This window comes from Rahnella ecdela (genome assembly GCF_019049625.1).
In the GTDB taxonomy this organism is placed as follows: domain Bacteria; phylum Pseudomonadota; class Gammaproteobacteria; order Enterobacterales; family Enterobacteriaceae; genus Rahnella; species Rahnella ecdela.
Genome location: NZ_JAFMOY010000116.1, coordinates 47,247 through 64,427, shown reverse-complemented (window position 1 = coordinate 64,427; position 17,181 = coordinate 47,247). Strand labels below are relative to the sequence as shown.

The 17,181-nt window shown below is 51.1% G+C and carries 15 protein-coding genes; 11 read left to right on the top strand and 4 right to left on the bottom strand.

The features are described from left to right. Nucleotides 1-403 precede the first annotated feature (403 nt). Nucleotides 404-1,618 (top strand): sugar efflux transporter, encoded by a 1,215-nt coding sequence (locus J1784_RS06825; protein ID WP_217148552.1) that lies wholly within the window; start codon nucleotides 404-406, stop codon nucleotides 1,616-1,618. Here J1784_RS06825 and J1784_RS06820 read toward each other — a convergent pair. After that, complete coding sequence (locus J1784_RS06820; protein ID WP_095922780.1) at nucleotides 1,615-1,869, bottom strand: YkgJ family cysteine cluster protein; 255 nt, start codon at nucleotides 1,867-1,869, stop codon at nucleotides 1,615-1,617. The genes J1784_RS06825 and J1784_RS06820 overlap by 4 nt on opposite strands. Before the next feature lie 244 nt (nucleotides 1,870-2,113). Between J1784_RS06820 and yeiP the strand changes: the two genes are divergently transcribed. Together yeiP and J1784_RS06810 are read left to right on the top strand one after the other, a co-directional pair. Continuing rightward, nucleotides 2,114-2,686 carry an elongation factor P-like protein YeiP gene (yeiP, locus tag J1784_RS06815; protein WP_095922781.1) on the top strand — a complete coding sequence of 191 codons (573 nt, stop codon included), beginning with the start codon at nucleotides 2,114-2,116 and terminating at the stop codon, nucleotides 2,684-2,686. Between the two features lie 269 nt (nucleotides 2,687-2,955). Continuing rightward, nucleotides 2,956-4,425 carry a mannitol dehydrogenase family protein gene (locus J1784_RS06810; RefSeq protein ID WP_217148551.1) on the top strand — a complete coding sequence of 490 codons (1,470 nt, stop codon included), beginning with the start codon at nucleotides 2,956-2,958 and terminating at the stop codon, nucleotides 4,423-4,425. Nucleotides 4,426-4,489: 64 nt separating this feature from the next. On the opposite strand, the gene J1784_RS06805 is transcribed toward J1784_RS06810, so the two are convergent. Further along, the gene (locus J1784_RS06805; protein WP_217148550.1) at nucleotides 4,490-5,218 is read right to left on the bottom strand and encodes an FCD domain-containing protein; all 729 of its coding nucleotides are present in this window, start codon (nucleotides 5,216-5,218) and stop codon (nucleotides 4,490-4,492) included. 250 nt (nucleotides 5,219-5,468) lie between these two features. Then, entirely contained in the window at nucleotides 5,469-5,777 is a 309-nt protein-coding gene (locus tag J1784_RS06800) for a hypothetical protein (protein WP_217148549.1), read from the bottom strand. 214 nt (nucleotides 5,778-5,991) lie between these two features. On the opposite strand from J1784_RS06800, the gene J1784_RS06795 reads away from it, so the two are divergent. The 8 genes from J1784_RS06795 to yejF all read left to right on the top strand — a co-directional run bounded on the left by J1784_RS06795 (nucleotide 5,992) and on the right by yejF (nucleotide 16,276). Beyond that, entirely contained in the window at nucleotides 5,992-6,966 is a 975-nt protein-coding gene (locus tag J1784_RS06795) for a CobW family GTP-binding protein (RefSeq protein ID WP_217148548.1), read from the top strand. Between the two features lie 60 nt (nucleotides 6,967-7,026). Next, a complete protein-coding gene (locus J1784_RS06790; protein ID WP_217148547.1) occupies nucleotides 7,027-7,740 on the top strand; it encodes a phosphatase PAP2 family protein in 714 nt (237 codons plus the stop codon). Nucleotides 7,741-8,167: 427 nt separating this feature from the next. After that, nucleotides 8,168-8,743 (top strand): bifunctional murein DD-endopeptidase/murein LD-carboxypeptidase, encoded by a 576-nt coding sequence (gene mepS / locus J1784_RS06785; protein ID WP_120131317.1) that lies wholly within the window; start codon nucleotides 8,168-8,170, stop codon nucleotides 8,741-8,743. 166 nt (nucleotides 8,744-8,909) lie between these two features. After that, entirely contained in the window at nucleotides 8,910-10,493 is a 1,584-nt protein-coding gene (locus tag J1784_RS06780) for a cyclic di-GMP phosphodiesterase (protein ID WP_238485419.1), read from the top strand. 220 nt (nucleotides 10,494-10,713) lie between these two features. Further along, on the top strand, nucleotides 10,714-12,519 hold the full coding sequence (locus tag J1784_RS06775; protein WP_217148546.1) for an extracellular solute-binding protein: 1,806 nt from the start codon (nucleotides 10,714-10,716) through the stop codon (nucleotides 12,517-12,519). Between the two features lie 10 nt (nucleotides 12,520-12,529). Continuing rightward, entirely contained in the window at nucleotides 12,530-13,624 is a 1,095-nt protein-coding gene (locus tag J1784_RS06770) for a microcin C ABC transporter permease YejB (protein WP_217148545.1), read from the top strand. After that, nucleotides 13,624-14,667: an ABC transporter permease gene (locus tag J1784_RS06765; protein WP_217148544.1), complete on the top strand. Its 1,044-nt coding sequence runs from the start codon at nucleotides 13,624-13,626 to the stop codon at nucleotides 14,665-14,667. Before J1784_RS06770 ends, J1784_RS06765 begins: the two co-directional genes overlap by 1 nt. Before the next feature lies 1 nt (nucleotide 14,668). After that, the gene (gene yejF, locus J1784_RS06760; RefSeq protein ID WP_217148543.1) at nucleotides 14,669-16,276 is read left to right on the top strand and encodes a microcin C ABC transporter ATP-binding protein YejF; all 1,608 of its coding nucleotides are present in this window, start codon (nucleotides 14,669-14,671) and stop codon (nucleotides 16,274-16,276) included. A 32-nt stretch (nucleotides 16,277-16,308) separates the two neighbouring features. On the opposite strand, the gene J1784_RS06755 is transcribed toward yejF, so the two are convergent. Beyond that, on the bottom strand, nucleotides 16,309-16,653 hold the full coding sequence (locus J1784_RS06755) for a YejG family protein (RefSeq protein WP_120131312.1): 345 nt from the start codon (nucleotides 16,651-16,653) through the stop codon (nucleotides 16,309-16,311). Between the last annotated feature and the right edge of the window lie 528 nt (nucleotides 16,654-17,181).

Genomic DNA, 17,181 nt, shown 5'->3' with positions numbered 1-17,181 from the left:
ATCAAATTTCACGAAAGAAGCTGACGACGCTGAAACGTTTCAGGGAGTCTCAATCCGGCCTGTTTTTAAATCAAGCTTTCCCTTATTTGGCGTGACAATTTTTTGATGCTACGCACAGTTTACTGCTCGGAGACTCCCGGAGTGGATTAACTTAACGCAAATGCTGAAGTCAGGCTGACGCGAAAAGCTGACGCAAGCCGACGCCGGTTTGTAATGACGATCTGGGCGAATAACATAAACCCGAGAGGGTTATTTTTGACACAAAGTGCGCTTTTATTATTCAGTATGGCAAATTCACTCCGGTTTACATTTTTGATGATCAAAACCTGTTTTTGTTTTTTTTAAACTGACGTAACATTCGCGCAAATTTCGTTCCCTTCCCGACTTCTGGTTCACTTATCTAATGCGAATTTCTACAACGTCAGCCCGCCGTTTACCCGACATGACGTCGACCGCTTTTCTGATCATCGCTTTTCTGACCGGTATTGCAGGGGCGTTACAGACACCAACGCTGAGCCTGTTTCTGACATCTCAGGTTCACGTCAGTCCGTTCATGGTGGGTATTTTCTTTACCGGCAGTGCGGTGATTGGCATTTTCGTCAGCCAGTTGCTGGCTAACTGGTCCGACAAACGCGGTGACCGCAAAACGCTGATTTTGTATTGCTGCCTTCTGGGTGCGCTGGCGTGTGTGCTGTTCGCTTTCAACCGAAATTACTTCATTTTGCTGTTTATCGGCGTATTGCTGTCGAGTTTTGGTTCGACGGCGAACCCGCAGATGTTTGCGTTAGCCCGTGAGCACTCCGAAAAAACCGGCCGTGAAGCGGTGATGTTCAGCTCAATTTTGCGGGCACAGGTTTCGCTGGCCTGGGTCGTCGGCCCGCCGCTGGCCTTTGCCCTGTCTATGGGCTTTGGTTTTACCTTCATGTACTGCGCGGCCACGCTGGCGTTCCTGCTTTGCGCCGTGATGGTGTATATGTTCCTGCCGTCCATGCCGAAAGCGCACATCAAAACCACAGTCACGATGGAAGCGCCACGCCGCAACCGCCGCGACACGCTGATGCTTTTCATCGCCTGTTCTCTGATGTGGGCCGCCAACAGTATTTACCTCATCAATATGCCGCTTTACGTGGTGCGTGAATTAGGGTTGCCGGAAAAACTGGCGGGCGTGCTGATGGGCAGCGCAGCGTGTCTGGAAATTCCGACCATGCTGATCGCCGGATACCTGGCGAAGCAGCTCGGCAAGCGCTTCCTGATGCGTTTTTCAGTAGTAGCGGGCGTGATTTTCTATGGCTGCATTCTGTTTACCACCGGCGCGGCCATGCTGATTGCTTTACAGCTGCTGAACGCGATTTTCATCGGCATTCTGGCAGGGATCGGGATGCTGTATTTTCAGGATCTGATGCCGGGTCAGGCCGGTGCGGCGACCACACTGTTTACCAATTCAACGCGTGCTGGCTGGATCCTTGCCGGTTCTCTGGCGGGTGTGATTGCGCAGTTCTGGACATACCATGCGGTATTTTATGCCGCGCTGGCGATGGTGGTAGGTTCGGTGTTGTGTATCTGGAATGTGAAAAATGTCGATAAGCCGGCAGAAGAAGTGCCGGAAGTTGTCGTTTAAGGCGCGGTATCCGCTTCGAGTTTAATCAGATATGTCAGGGCCTGGTCGCGATGGGTAAAACACATTTCGCGACTGGCCTGCAGGCTGGCGCAAACTTTCGGGCGCAGCGGTGAGGTGAAAATCTTGCACAGGAAATTATCAGCCAGTTGCACACATCGGGTATTCGCCGGTTTTCCGTCAGGCATTCCGGGGATCGGGCTGGAAATTGAAGGCGCTATGCAACAGGCTCCGCAATCGGTACGACAGTCCATCAACAGCCTCCTCAGGCCTCATTTTGAGGCGCGACAATAGCAGGCGGCGGTATGCGCCACCAGCTAAATATTTACTATCCTTTAACAGGGTAACCCGAACATTTTTCATGCTGGCAAATGACACATAAAAAATGCGCAATTAAGCAGGTTTTCGCGACTCTTTTTACGCTATCTGCTTGCCTGAAATCAGCGGCGCGGGTAACGTGTCGCAAATTATTTATCTCTCTGCTGACAGGTTATTTATATGGCACGTGCTAACGAAATTAAACGCGGCTTCGTTGTGAACTACGACGGCAAATTGCTGCTGGTAAAAGATATTGATGTTCAGAGCCCAAGCGCCCGTGGTGCCAGCACCTTGTACAAAATGCGTTTCGCTGATGTACGTACTGGCGGCAAAGTAGAAGAACGCTTCAAAGGCGACGATATCCTCGATACCGTCAGCCTGACCCGTCGTAAAGTGAACTTCTCTTACGTCGATGGCGACGAATACATCTTTATGGATGATGAAGACTTCACGCCGTACACCTTTAACAAGGCGCAGATCGAAGACGAACTGCTGTTCATTCCTGAAGAAGGTTTACAGGGCATGCAGGTTCTGACGCTGGACAGCCAGCTGCTGGCGCTGGAAATGCCACAGACGGTGGATCTGGAAATCGTTGAAACGGCACCGGGCATCAAAGGCGCGTCTGCCAGCTCCCGTACCAAACCAGCGGTCATGGCGACCGGTCTGAGCATTCAGGTGCCTGAATACCTGAGCTCTGGCGACAAAATCCGTATTCATATCGCGGAACGCCGTTATATGGGTCGTGCGGATTAATCAGCGCCCCGTCCGATGTAGAAAGGAACGCTCCGGCGTTCCTTTTTTATTGCCCTGATTTTGCCATTAATGCGCAGAGTCTCGATCTGCATCACAAAATCAGTGGCCGTCCGGACTTACCAATTCCCCTTTCTATCATATGACTTTACACTCGAAGCCCTGATTTCGGCTTAAATCGTCGCTTTATCCAGCATAAAATTGAACTGACGCGTAAACAGCCCCAATTTGGCCTGACCAATTATTTATTTCTGACTTGCCTGGAGTATTGCATGAAAACTATTGCCACAGCGTCTCTGCCCGCAGCAGTGTCATTGCCTGCTTATGATCGCGATGCACTGAAAAGCCGTATCGTTCATCTCGGCTTTGGCGCATTCCACCGTGCCCACCAGGCGCTGCTCACTAACCGCGTCTTACATCTTCAGGGCGGAGACTGGGGCATTTGCGAAATCAGCCTGTTCGGCAATGAAACGCTGATAAAAAGTCTGCGTCAGCAAGATCATCTGTTTACTGTGCTGGAGAAAGGCGCGGAAGGCAATCAGGCGATTATCATTGGCTCTGCGCATGAATCCGTCCACGGTGGCATTGACGGGCTTGATGCCGTGCTGGAGAAACTGACCGAACCGCAGGTGGCGATTGTTTCACTGACTATCACTGAAAAAGGGTACTGCATCGAGCCGGGCACCGGCGAACTGGATCTGCAAAACCCGAAAATTCAGCAGGATCTGGCCGGTGGTCAGTTGCCATGTACCGCGCCAGGCGTGTTAGTTGAAGCACTGCGTTTGCGTCATGAACGCGGGCTTCCCGGCTTCACGGTGCTGTGCTGCGACAATATTCCTGAAAACGGTCTGGTGGTCAAAAAAGCCGTGCTGGGTATGGCGAATGCACGCTCCTCAGAACTGGCGAAATGGGTCACCGAAAACGTCTCCTTCCCAAGCACCATGGTTGACCGCATTGTTCCGGCAGCCACTGAAACCACGCTGGAAGAAATCACCGAAGCGCTCGGTGGCGTGACCGACCCTTGCGGTATCGCCTGTGAACCGTTCATTCAATGGGTAGTGGAAGACAACTTTGTGGCAGGTCGCCCTGAATGGGAGAAAGCCGGTGCGCAGATGGTGTCCGACGTTTTGCCGTTTGAGCAGATGAAGTTGCGTATGCTCAACGGCAGCCACTCTTTCCTGGCCTATCTGGGTTATCTGGCCGGTTACCAGCACATCAACGATTGCATGGAAGACGCTAATTACCAGGCCGCCGCGCATCACCTGATGTTGCATGAGCAGGCACCGACGCTGAGCGTTGAAGGTGTGGACCTTAACGCGTACGCCGACAGCCTGATTGCACGTTACTGTAATCCGGCGCTGAAACATCGCACCTGGCAAATCGCTATGGACGGTACGATGAAGCTGCCGCAACGTATGCTCGATTCAATCCGCTGGCATGTCAAAAACGGCGGTTCTTATGAATTGTTAGCGCTGGGCGTGGCGGGCTGGATGCGTTATGTCGGCGGCACCGATGATGCGGGTCAGCCGATTGAAATTAAAGATCCGATGGCGGAGACGCTGGCAGAAATCGTGGCATCTACCGCAGACGGTGAAGAACGCGTGAAAGCACTGCTGGCGCTGAACGGCGTATTCGGCGAGCAACTGCCGCAGGAAGAGAAAGTCGTGCAGGCTGTTCAGGCTGCGTATGCTGACCTGCAAAGGATCGGCGCGAAGAAAACGGTCGCTAAATACGTCGGTTAAGACTGGCTTTAAACGGGAAACGCTAATCGGCTGCTCAGGCAGCCGTTTTTATTGGTGCAACCGGTCAGTCATTTAATTCTGACGGCACTGAAGAAAACAGGAAGCCATCAAAAGACGGATCGTCAGCATCCGAAACCTGTAACAGCATATCTTTGACGTTTTCCAGATGCTGCCACATCGCCTGTTTTGCGGCTTTCGGATCCCGGCGCAAAACCGCCTGCAAGATGGTCTGATGATCCTGCAGCCAGATCTGATGGTAGCTTGTATCGACCACGTGCTGATGAATACCTTCCCACATGGAACTGCGCTGGCGGATCTGCCAGAGATCATCAACCAGTTTTACCAGCACACTGTTTTGAGATGCCTGCGCCAGCAAAGCATGAAACCGCTGATCCTCTGCTTCATCCGTTACACCGCGCGCAATGCAGTCACGCTGGGCATCAATCGCATCACGCATCTGCAAAATGTCCGTTTTTGTTGCCTGCATGGCGGCAAAAGCGGCCACTTGGCTTTCCAGCAACTGACGCGCCTGCAACAATTCGAACGGGCCGTAGCCGCTGTCCAGTTCCGTCGGCGTGTTTTCAGGCTGATTCAGCACATACACACCGGAGCCTTTGCGCACTTCGACGATTTTCTCCAGCTCAAGCATAATCAGCGCTTCGCGTACCACACTGCGGCTGACGGAATAAGATTCTGCAATGTCACGTTCAGGAGGAAGACGATCGCCGGGCATATATTTCCCGGCATGGATATCGCGGCGCAGATGACCGCCAATCTCCTGATAAAGTCGCATATTTTCGCCCTGTCTGTGGCACGTACTCAATTGGTCTGACAACTGATCACATGCTCTGATGCCTGAAATAAGAGAGAAAATTATAACATGTCGGCACAAAGGGAAAGGTCGGGAGAAGAAAACTGACGGCCCGATCAAAATTGGGCCGGCCAGTTGGGGAAGTTGTCTGTCCTCATGAGCCGGTATTACTCAGCATGCACTTAATACCGTTCATAAATCAGTCAGAAAACGTAATGTATTTTGACGCTTTTCAGTTGTAGTTCACGGTCATTATCGCAAGATGCGGATTATTATTGACATGCTCCGTGGTCACCTGCCCCATCGATAACGGCAATGAAAATGCGGAAGACGCACCGGGAGCGATCGTATGCACTTGTGTGAGTTTATTCGCACCACGTTCGCAGTTGCTGGTGACCTTGTTTCCGCCGTTGACGAAGCTGCAACCCTCTTCGACAATCGCACCATAAAAATGGATTGTCCCGCTCGACGCGGCAAAACTATTCGAAGCCATCCCTGAGGCCATCACTCCCAAAAACAGCATCCATTTCACTCTGTTCATGGCAACACCCTCATTTGAAAAACCTGATTGCAATTTTTTAATAACCGCAATTTAACATTAATGCATCTAACCAAATTCGCACTGCCAACGGTGAAATAAACTGTTGATGGCGCATGTCGGACATAAGCAATCCATGTCATTAATCGGCACAAAACTGGATTTTCTTAACGGGTCGCTGCACATTGGCGGGAGAATTTTTTAAAGGATGTGACTCATGACCAAAACCAACCTGATCACCGGCTTTCTGGGAAGCGGTAAAACCACCACGCTGCGCCACCTGCTGGCTCAAAAACCCGAAGGTGAAAAATGGGCCGTATTGGTCAATGAGTTCGGAGAGATTGGAATCGACGGCGCACTGCTGGCGGACAGCGGCGCGGTATTGAAGGAAATCCCCGGCGGATGCATGTGCTGCGTGAACGGCTTACCGATGCAGGTCGGGCTGAACATGTTATTGCAGCAGGCGAAACCTGACCGGTTGCTGATAGAACCTACAGGGCTGGGCCATCCGAAGCAGATCCTTTCTTTACTAACCTCTGATGTTTACAGCAACTGGCTGACGCTGAATGCCACATTGTGTTTGCTCGATCCGCGCCAGCTGAGTGAGCAGCGCGTGGTTGAAAATGAAAACTTCCGCGACCAGCTTGCCGCAGCGGACGTGATCGTCGCGAACAAAGCAGATGTTGCACAGGAAAATGACCGGCAGGCGTTGGAAAAATGGTTTAACGAAAAGGGTCGTGAACGCCACCTGGTAGTGGCTTCTCAGGGGGAGATTGACCCTGGCCTGCTGGATTTGCCGCGTCTTAATCACACCGAATTACCGGAAGGCCGGCATCATCACACCCATGTTTCAAAGCGCGGGCTGGCGGCTCTGAGTCTGCCAGAAAAGCAGCGCTGGAGACGTGCGCTTAATGAAGCGGGCGGTTTTACCAGTTGCGGCTGGATATTTGATGGTGAAACGGTGTTCGATACGGCGGGAATTCTTGACTGGGCGCGCACCGCGCCGGTTGACCGCGTGAAGGGAATAATTCGGATTAAAGAAGGCGCGCTGATGATCAACCGCCAGGGCGACGATCTGAAAATCGAAACCAAGCCAATGGCCCCTTTAGACAGCAGAATTGAGCTCATTACGCAAAAAGAAGTGCCGTGGAATGCCTTACAATCGTCTTTGTTGAAGATTCGTTTAAGTTAAACGGATTAAGTTAACGCCCATTACGTTAATCGTTACCCTGCTAAGAATAGGTCTTCAAATATGTGGCGCCGAAATATTCCTGCAATCCTCCTACTTAATGTTTTAGGTATTGCCCTGTTTTTATCTTTCTATTTACCCGCGAACCACGGCTTCTGGTTCCCGATTGATAAATCGATATTCTTCTTCTTTAACCAGCATCTGGCGACGGACGCGTGGTTCCTGCATCTTGTAGCAGTCACTAACAACCGCGCCTTTGATCTGATCTCTTTGCTGGCAATGGGTGTGCTCTATCTGAGCTATTTCATGAAGCAAGATAGCGCCGGGCGTCGCCGCTACATCATCATTGGCGTCGTGATGCTGCTGACCGCCGTCGTACTTAACCAGCTTGGCCATTTGTTGCCGGTCAGTCACAAAAGCCCTTCGCTGAGCTTCCCGGATGTAAACCGTGTGAGCAAGCTGACCGGCATCCCGACGAAAGATGCGTCCGCTGACAGCTTCCCGGGCGACCACGGCATGATGCTGATTATTTTTTCCTGCTTCATGCTGCGCTATCTGAGTAAATCAGCTTTCGTTGTTGCGGTGCTGATCACCATTATCTTCTCGCTGCCGCGCGTGATGATTGGAGCACACTGGTTTACGGATATTGCCGTGGGTTCTATGTCAGTCGTCCTGGTAGGCGCAAGCTGGTGGCTGATGACTCCGGCCAGCGATATGTTGATTAACTGGCTTGAGCGCAAATTGCCGGGTAAAAAAATTCCTAAAACAGCGGCGTAATTTTGCATTCATATAATTAAGTTATGGTCAGGCAGATGTTTATGATCTGCCTGACGTTTTTTTCAGACAATTCCCGGATATACTTTACTGAAATATGCATGTAGAACCCGCTTGTGATGCGGTTTTAACCCAAATTAGTATAAAAATCACCCATCGTTTTTAACATCATTACTTACATCAGCTTACATCACAATTTCTTATAAAAAATCCCGTAAAACCTCTCGCAATCCCTTATTCATTACGGTACTCTCCAAATCGCCCTCATAGAATTGTGTCAAAAATACCCGTCTTGAAGGAAAAAACGTGCTCTAACGCACATTTTGCCGGTCTGGTGTTTGTCGCAACTAATTGTGGCAGGTAGTCTCGCTTCGTTTGGCAATTTTAATAACGATTTCATCGTTAAGGACAGCAAGGGATAACAACAATAATGGTCAAGTCTCAACCGTTTCTGAGATATATCACGCGGATGATTCCCGCGATTGGCGCAGCAATTCTTCTCTCTGCGTGTAGTGGTATGCATTCTTCGAACACAGAAAGCGCACAAACTGATATGCGTGCAGTAAATGACAAAGACGGTCTTCTACTGCAAGCCTCTCAGGATGAATTCGAAGCAATGGTTCGTAGCGTCAACGTTAAATCCAAAATTATGGATCAGTACGCTGACTGGAAAGGCGTTCGTTATCGGTTAGGCGGCGACAGCAAGCGTGGTATCGATTGCTCAGCGTTCGTTCAGGTAACATTCCGCGAACAATTTGGTATGGATCTCCCTCGTTCTACTTATGAACAGGAAGAAAAGGGCAAGAAAGTTCAGCGCACGAAACTGCGTCCGGGTGATCTGGTTCTGTTCCGTGCTGGCTCAACAGGGCGTCACGTCGGTATTTATTTAGGCAACGATCAGTTTGTTCATGCGTCCACCAGCAACGGTGTGATGATTTCAAATCTGAAAGAGTCCTACTGGAATGCACGTTATCGTGAAGCAAGACGAGTTTTAGCTAACGGTTAATCACGTTAGTTTATGATTTAGTTCTTGTTGTCCTATGCCAAGCGAATAAAAAAACGTCATCTTCGGATGGCGTTTTTTTATGCCTGTAATAAAGTGTATTTAATGTCTGTTGTTTTTTTGACTACGTTATACTTTTATTTCTTCGGCGAGAAAAAGGGCAAAACATATGGGTTTAAAAACGGCGTTAACACACACCGTATTACCCAAGCGCCGGTATTTAAAAAGAAGTATCCTTTTTTCAGCTCTGTTTTTCATTTTGTTTACTGCCGTCACACTGACCGTCATTAAAACCAATACTCTTCGCGAGCAAGATCAAATCGCTCAGCGCACTGCCCGTTATGCCGCCAACTATTTACATCAGCTCTCCGACACAATGGGCAAAATTGCTCTGCTCACTGATGATCCCTGCAATTCCATTGCCGGTGAATTAAATCGGGATGCTGCATTCAGTGTCGGTGTCCGTGATTTTCAGCTGGTGCGCAACGGAATGGTTTTTTGTTCTTCTGCTTCAGGTAACCAAAATATCCCCGCTAACAGTTCCCTGCATGACATCGATTTCGACAAGACGATGAGCATTAATCTGCAAATGGGTACACCCGCTGTTCCTAACCGCGCGGTGATCATCGTCTGGCAGCGCAATCCTGGGGCCAGCAATGATGGCGTGATCGCCACGCTTGAGCTGACGCTGTCGCCTTATATGCTCTTTGCCCAATCAGGGTCCGGATATCGGGGATTTGCTTTGCTGGTGGGGGATTCAGCCCTGATTTCGGCGCAGGATCAGCTGATCCCGGTCAGCAAGTTACCGCACAGCCATTTTACGGAGGCCAAAATTGAGGGCTATCCGTTCACCGTCCGCCTTTACTCCCCTACCTTGACCGGCGACAGCGTTCTCTTTACCCTCTCAGGCGGGATACTGCTGAGCCTGATGGTCTGCGCCCTCATCTATCACAGCCTGCTTAACCGCCATAACGTTGAACGCGAGATCCTGCGCGGTCTGAAAAACAAAGAATTCTTTGTCGAGTATCAGCCGGTGATTGATTCAAAAACCCTGAAGGTCGCAGGTGTGGAAGCGTTGCTGCGCTGGCAACATCCTGTTGAAGGGCGGATCCCGCCGGATGTCTTTATCACCTATGCGGAAAATCAGGGGCTTATCGTCGAACTGACGCAACACATGATGGTTCTGGTCGCTCAGGATGCTCATAAAATGCAGCATGTTTTTTCAGCGCCGGGAAAACTCAGCATAAATATCTCTCCGCACCATATGGAGAACGTCAGCTTTCATGACGACGTGATGAATTTTATCGAAGCTTTACCGGAGAACGCATTTCAGGTCGTATTTGAAATAACAGAACGCGGAATGATCGATACCGAAGGCGCGCTGCGTGAATTTAACTGGCTGCGTCGCCACAAAATCGAAATCGCTATCGACGATTTTGGAACCGGCCACAGCGCCCTGATTTATCTTGAGAAATTCACCCTGGATTATCTGAAAATAGACCGTGGTTTTGTCATGTCCATCGACCAAAAAACGTTGATTGCTCCCGTTCTGGATACCGTGCTTAAACTCACGGAAGAGCTAAAGCTGAAAACGGTGGCCGAAGGGGTCGAAACGCAGCTGCAGGCAGAATATCTGCGTAATCATGGCGTCACTTATTTGCAGGGCTATTTGTACAGCAAACCGTTGGGCGTTCCGGCACTTCTGGACTTCATCCGTGATTTCAATGAGAAAGAATCCACTTACCACATTTAGTCTCAGGAACGTCCGACTGTTTTTTTCATCTTTTTTTGCATCTTTTGTTCCATTTTTCTTTTAGGTGTCTGCATCCGGTTGTGATAAAAAGGCCGGAATCAGGGATGAAATTTAAGGCCGGTGCGTTACAAGGTCTTAACTATCAATTGATTAAACCCGAACAATAATCTGCGGCCATGTCCGCACGATGCTCTCACCCTTACAGGAGTGCTGATTCAGGATGTTTTATCGCGTGTTTGCCGGTGTGCTGTGCCTGCTGAGCCTCAGCGCACAAGCCGAAGTCATACAGGACAGCTATGCGTTTGCCATTTTAGGCGAACCCAAATATGTCTCTAACTTCACCAGTTTTGACTACGTCAATCCCGCCGCGCCGAAGGGAGGACAGATTACGCTGGCCGCTATCGGCACCTATGACAACTTCAACCGCTTCGCCTCACGGGGCAATCCGGCGGCACGCAGTGGCTCGCTTTACGACAGCCTTTTCACCACTTCCAGCGACGAAATCGGCAGCTATTATCCGCTGATTGCAGATTCTGCCCGTTATGACAGCCAGTACCGCTGGGTCGAAGTGGACATCAACCCGCGCGCCCGTTTTAACGACAACACCCCGATCACCGCCAGCGACGTGGCATTCAGCTTCAAAAAGTTCATGACCGAAGGCGTACCGCAATTTCGCGTGGTTTATAAAGGTGTGGAAGTAAAAGCCATATCGCGTCTGACGGTGCGCATGGTCTTGCCCAAACCTGATAAAGACATGATGCTCGGACTACTGGGCCTGCCGGTTCTGCCCCAGGTGTTTTGGGAAAACCATAAATTCAACGAGCCTTTGAGCACGCCGCCACCGGGCAGCGGGCCTTACCGTATCAGCGATTATAAGCTCGGCCAGTACATCACGTATTCCCGCGTTCCCGACTACTGGGCAGCGAATTTGCCGGTTAACCGTGGGCGTTATAACTTCGACACCATCCGCTACGATTATTATCTGGATGACAATGTCGCACTGGAAGCCTTTAAATCTGGTGCCTTTGATTTCCGCATGGAATCTTCGCCGAAGAACTGGTCAACACAGTATCAGGGCGGCAATTTCAGTAAAAACTTCATCGTAAAAGCGGATGAAGAAAATCAGGCCGCACAGGACACGCGCTGGCTGGCTTTCAATCTTCACCGTCCGCAATTCAGCGACCGGAAAGTGCGCGAGGCTATTACTCTCGCGTTCGATTTTGACTGGATGAATAAGGCGCTCTATTTCGGCGCTTACCAGCGGGTGAACAGTTATTTTCAAAATACCGACTATGCAGCCAAAGATTATCCGAACTCTGCTGAACTGGCCTGGCTCGGGCCGCTGAAAGGTCAGGTTCCTGCGGAAGTCTTCACCTCGTTGTATCAGCCGCCACGTTCTGATGGCAGCGGCAACGACCGCGCGAATCTGCTGAAAGCCACGGCACTGCTGAAAGAAGCAGGCTGGGAAGTGAAAGATCAGGTGCTGGTGAACAGCAAAACCGGCAAACCGTTTACCTTCGAACTGCTGCTGCCGGGCGGCGGAAACTCGCAGTACGTGCTGCCGTTTCAGCATAATCTGCAACGTCTCGGCATCAAAATGTCGATCCGCGAAGTGGATAATTCACAGTTCGTGCGCCGTATGCGCCAGCGCGATTACGATATGATCCCGACGGTTTATCCTGCCACTTCATATCCGAGCAGCGATTTGCGGATTTACTGGAACACCCAATATCTCGATTCCACGTATAACAAATCAGGTATCAGTGATCCGGCTATCGATAAACTGACCGATGAAATTGCCGCCAATCAGGGCAAACCCGACGCACTGCTGGCACTCGGACATGCGCTGGATCGCGTTCTGACCTGGAATAGGGTGATGATCCCGATGTGGTACACCAACCATGAACGCTATGCGTACTGGGATAAATTCTCGATGCCGGCTGTCGCCCCGTCCAACGGAATGGAACTTGATACGTGGTGGTACGACGTGAACCGCGCAGCCCGTTTACCTGCGCAACGCCGCTGAGGAGCCGATTGTGGCCGCCTATCTGTTAAGACGACTCCTGCTGGTGATCCCGACGCTGTGGGCGATCATCACGATTAACTTTTTCATTGTACAAATTGCGCCTGGTGGACCGGTCGATCAGGCCATCGCCGCCATCGAAATGGGGCAATCCAGCGGTTTGCCCGGTGCCAGTTCCGGCAGCGGAAATGGCAAAGCGTCACCGGGTCTGGCGCAGTTTGGCGAAGGTCAGTATCGCGGCGCACGCGGCCTTGACCCGGAAGTGATCGCCGAGATCACCCATCGTTTTGGTTTCGATAAACCTCTGCACGTGCGTTATTTCGAGATGCTCTCGGATTATGTCCGGTTTGATTTTGGCGACAGCCTGTTTCGCGGTTCTTCAGTGATGGGGCTGGTGAAAAATGCGTTGCCGGTTTCAGTCACCATTGGCCTGTGGAGCACACTGATTATCTATCTGGTGTCGATTCCGCTGGGGATCCGCAAAGCGGTACGCAACGGCTCGCGGTTCGATACCTGGAGCAGTTCGGTGATTATCGTCGGCTACGCCGTTCCTTCCTTTTTGTTCGCTATCTTATTGATTGTGCTGTTCACCGGCGGCAGTTACCTCGACTGGTTCCCGTTGCGCGGCCTGACATCCCCGAATTTCGATACCCTGCCGTGGTACGGCAAAGTGACCGATTATCTCTGGCACATCACCTTACCGGTGCTGGCGACGGTAATTGGCGGATTTGCGACGTTAACCATGCTGACCAAAAACTCGTTTATGGATGAGGTGGGCAAGCAATATGTGGTAACCGCGCGCGCCAAAGGGCTAAACGAGAAACAGATTTTGTACCGGCATGTCTTTCGCAACGCAATGCTGCTGGTGATCGCCGGTTTCCCTGCCACCTTTATCAGCATGTTTTTCACCGGATCCTTGCTGATAGAAGTGATGTTCTCCTTACAGGGACTGGGATTGCTGGGCTACGATGCCATCGTGCAGCGCGATTTCCCGGTGATTTTCGGCACGCTGTATGTTTTCACGCTGATTGGTTTGCTGCTTAATATTGTCAGTGACATCACTTACACGCTGGTTGACCCGCGTATCGATTTTGAGGGCCGCCAGTAATGAGCCTTTTTAAACTGAACTCCGTCAGTCAGGCGCGCTGGGCGCGTTTCTGCCAGAACCGTCGCGGCTTCTGGTCACTGTGGATTTTCATAGTGATGCTGATTCTGGTGCTGTTATCTAACGTCATCGCCAATGACAAACCGCTGCTGGCCCGCTATCAGGGGCATCTCTACGCTCCGTTTCTGGTCGACTACAGTGAAACTACGTTTGGCGGCGAGCTGGAAACGCCTGCTGATTATCAGGATCCGTTCGTTGTACGCCAGATTGAGGACCACGGCTGGGCTGTCTGGGCACCGATCCGCAGCAGCTATAACTCCATCAACTTTTCCACCGCGCAGCCCTTCCCTTCCCCGCCCTCGGCGCAAAACTGGCTGGGCACTGACAGCAACGGTCACGATGTACTGGCGCAAATCCTCTACGGACTGCGTATTTCTCTGTTCTTCGGCATTATGCTGACCGTGCTGACCTCGGTGATTGGCATTATGGCCGGTGCCACACAGGGCTATTACGGCGGGCTGATTGATCTGCTCGGACAGCGCTTTATTGAAGTGTGGTCCAGCATTCCGACGCTGTTCCTGATTATCATTCTGGCAAGCGTGGTACAGCCGAATTTCTGGTGGTTGTTGCTGATCACGGTGCTTTCCGGCTGGATGACGCTGGTCAGCGTGGTTCGCGCCGAATTCCTGCGTACCCGCAACTTTGATTACATCCGCGCCGCCCAGGCGATGGGCGTCAGTGACAGCGCCATTATGCGCCGCCATATGCTGCCCAATGCGATGGTGGCGACACTGACTTATCTGCCGTTTATCCTGTGTGGTTCAATTACCACTCTGACGTCACTGGATTTCCTCGGTTTCGGCCTGCCGCTGGGTTCGCCTTCGCTCGGCACATTGCTGATGGAAGGGAAAAACAATTTGCAGGCACCATGGCTGGGCATCAGCGCATTCGTGGTGCTGGCCGCCTTGCTGTCACTGCTGATTTTCATTGGTGAAGCCGTTCGCGACGCCTTTAATCCGTCCGCACATCATCATGAGGCGCTCTGAGATGACAGACTCTCCTCTTTTACAAATCAAAAATCTGAGCGTCGCTTTCCGTCAGGGAAATCTGCAGCAGGAAGTGGTCAGCGATGTATCGCTCGATATCCATGCCGGGGAAACCTTAGCGCTGGTCGGTGAATCCGGTTCGGGCAAAAGTGTTACTGCGTTGTCGGTATTACGCCTGCTGCCCACGTCAGTCATTTACCCGCAGGGCGATATTGTGTTTGCCGGACAATCGCTGCTCCACGCCGACAACAATGCCCTGCGCCAGATCCGCGGCAATGAAATTTCGATGATCTTTCAGGAGCCGATGGTTTCGCTCAATCCGCTGCATACGCTCGAAAAACAGCTGGCAGAAGTGCTGATGCTGCACCGTAATCTTCGCGGTGATGCGGCCCGCAGCGAAATCCTGCGTTGCCTGGATCGCGTGGGTATCCGTCAGGCAGAGTCGCGTCTGAAAGATTTCCCGCATCAGCTTTCCGGCGGTGAACGCCAGCGCGTGATGATTGCCATGGCGGTACTGACCCGTCCGAAACTGCTGATTGCTGACGAACCCACCACCGCGCTGGATGTTTCCGTGCAGGCCCAGATTTTATCGCTGCTCGATGAACTCAAACAGGAAATGGGCATGGCGATGCTGTTCATCACGCATAACCTGCGCATTGTGCGCCGTCTGGCGGACACCGTGGCGGTGATGCAGCAGGGTCGCAAGGTGGAACAACAACCCCGCGCCACCCTGTTCAGCCAGCCACAACACCCGTATACGCGCCAGTTATTGCAGGCAGAACCTCAGGGTCGCCCGCAACCGCTGAAAGGCGAATCTTCCGTACTGCTGGATGTTAAAAATCTGGATGTCGGTTTCCCGGTAAAACGCGGGTTGTTACGCCGCACCGTCGGTATAAAACATGCGGTAAATCAGGTGAGTTTTCAGCTGCGTCGCGGTGAGAGCCTTGGCGTGGTGGGCGAATCTGGTTCAGGAAAAAGCACCACCGGTCTGGCGTTGCTGCGCCTGATGAAGTCGCAGGGCGAAATCTGGTTTGACGGCCAGCCGCTGCACACGTTTTCGCGCAAGAAAATGCTGCCTTTCCGCAGCCGGATACAGGTGGTGTTTCAGGATCCGTTTTCGGCGCTGAATCCGCGTTTCACGGTCGGCCAGATTATCGCCGAGGGTTTGCTGGTTCACCGTAAAGTCAGCGAACAGGAACGGGAAAAAGAAGTGATACGCGCCATGCAGGAAGTGGGGTTAGATCCGGCGTCACGCCATCGTTACCCGACCGAGTTTTCCGGTGGGCAGCGCCAGCGTATTGCGATTGCCCGTGCACTGATTTTACAGCCGGAAATGCTGATCCTCGATGAACCGACGTCGTCGCTGGATAAATCGGTGCAGGCGCAAATTCTGACTATCCTCAGCGAGCTGCAACAGCGCCACGACCTGACTTATCTGTTTATCAGTCATGATTTGCACGTGGTGCGGTCTTTGTGTCATCAGCTGATTGTGTTGCGAAACGGGGAAGTGGTCGAACAGGGGGATTGTGAGCAGATTTTTACAGCGCCCCAGCAGGCTTATACCCGCGAGTTGCTGGCTGACTCAGACGCGTTCGACACAATCGGATAAGTGCCGCCTGAAAGCGTGACATTTCAGGCGGTTCAGAAAGGATAAAGTGCGGTGACGGATTCAGCGATAGCCGCACCGATATTCTTCAGGCAGCAAAGTGTGGCACTTTCATCTTCACGATGAACAAACAGGCAGGGTTCGCCGTCGATTTCAACGATAGCGGCTTTTACCTGAATATCTTCTAACGCATTCGTCAGCTGATGCATCACCTGCCAGGCGAATTCACCCTCATGGCTGAGCAGTTTCAGGCCGATCAGATTGTTATCTTCATCGTTACCAGGCAGCGGAATCGGTTCAACTTTGATACCGGCAAAACCCGACAACCAGCGATAACTTTGCGGCAAACGATGTACTACCGAAAGTTGGATATTATTCACGTAGTTCCCCAGACAGTGATTCAGACATCTATACCAGATGTTTTTACAAAATCGCTACAACCGTACTGCTTAAGTTATAGCCGACAGTCTTCGCTTTGCCCAACTCCCGCTCAAATAATTAACATTAAATTAACGTTGCCAGATACAAACCCGCAGACTGAGGTCATTTTTATGCCTGCTCCCAAATAATCTGAGAGGCAGATCTCATTTTGGCTTATTTGTAACCTTTTCCGACTTGATCTACAACCATTTTAATCAATTAACGTTACTTTTAATTGCTTATTCGTTTACAATTAATATACAAATGGAGGAGCCAGTGAAAACCTTATTCCTATGTTATTCTTTGTTTATCATATAAATAGAAGATAATCACTTCCTGTGACAATCAAAGTCATTTGTTAATTTCACACCGAAATGAACCAGTTGGTTACACTTTTGGCCGCGCCGCATCATACGTTAAAATCTGGATCTAATGTTAATAAATCCGCACAATTTGTTTGCACAAATCCCTCTTCTTTGGCTTATCAT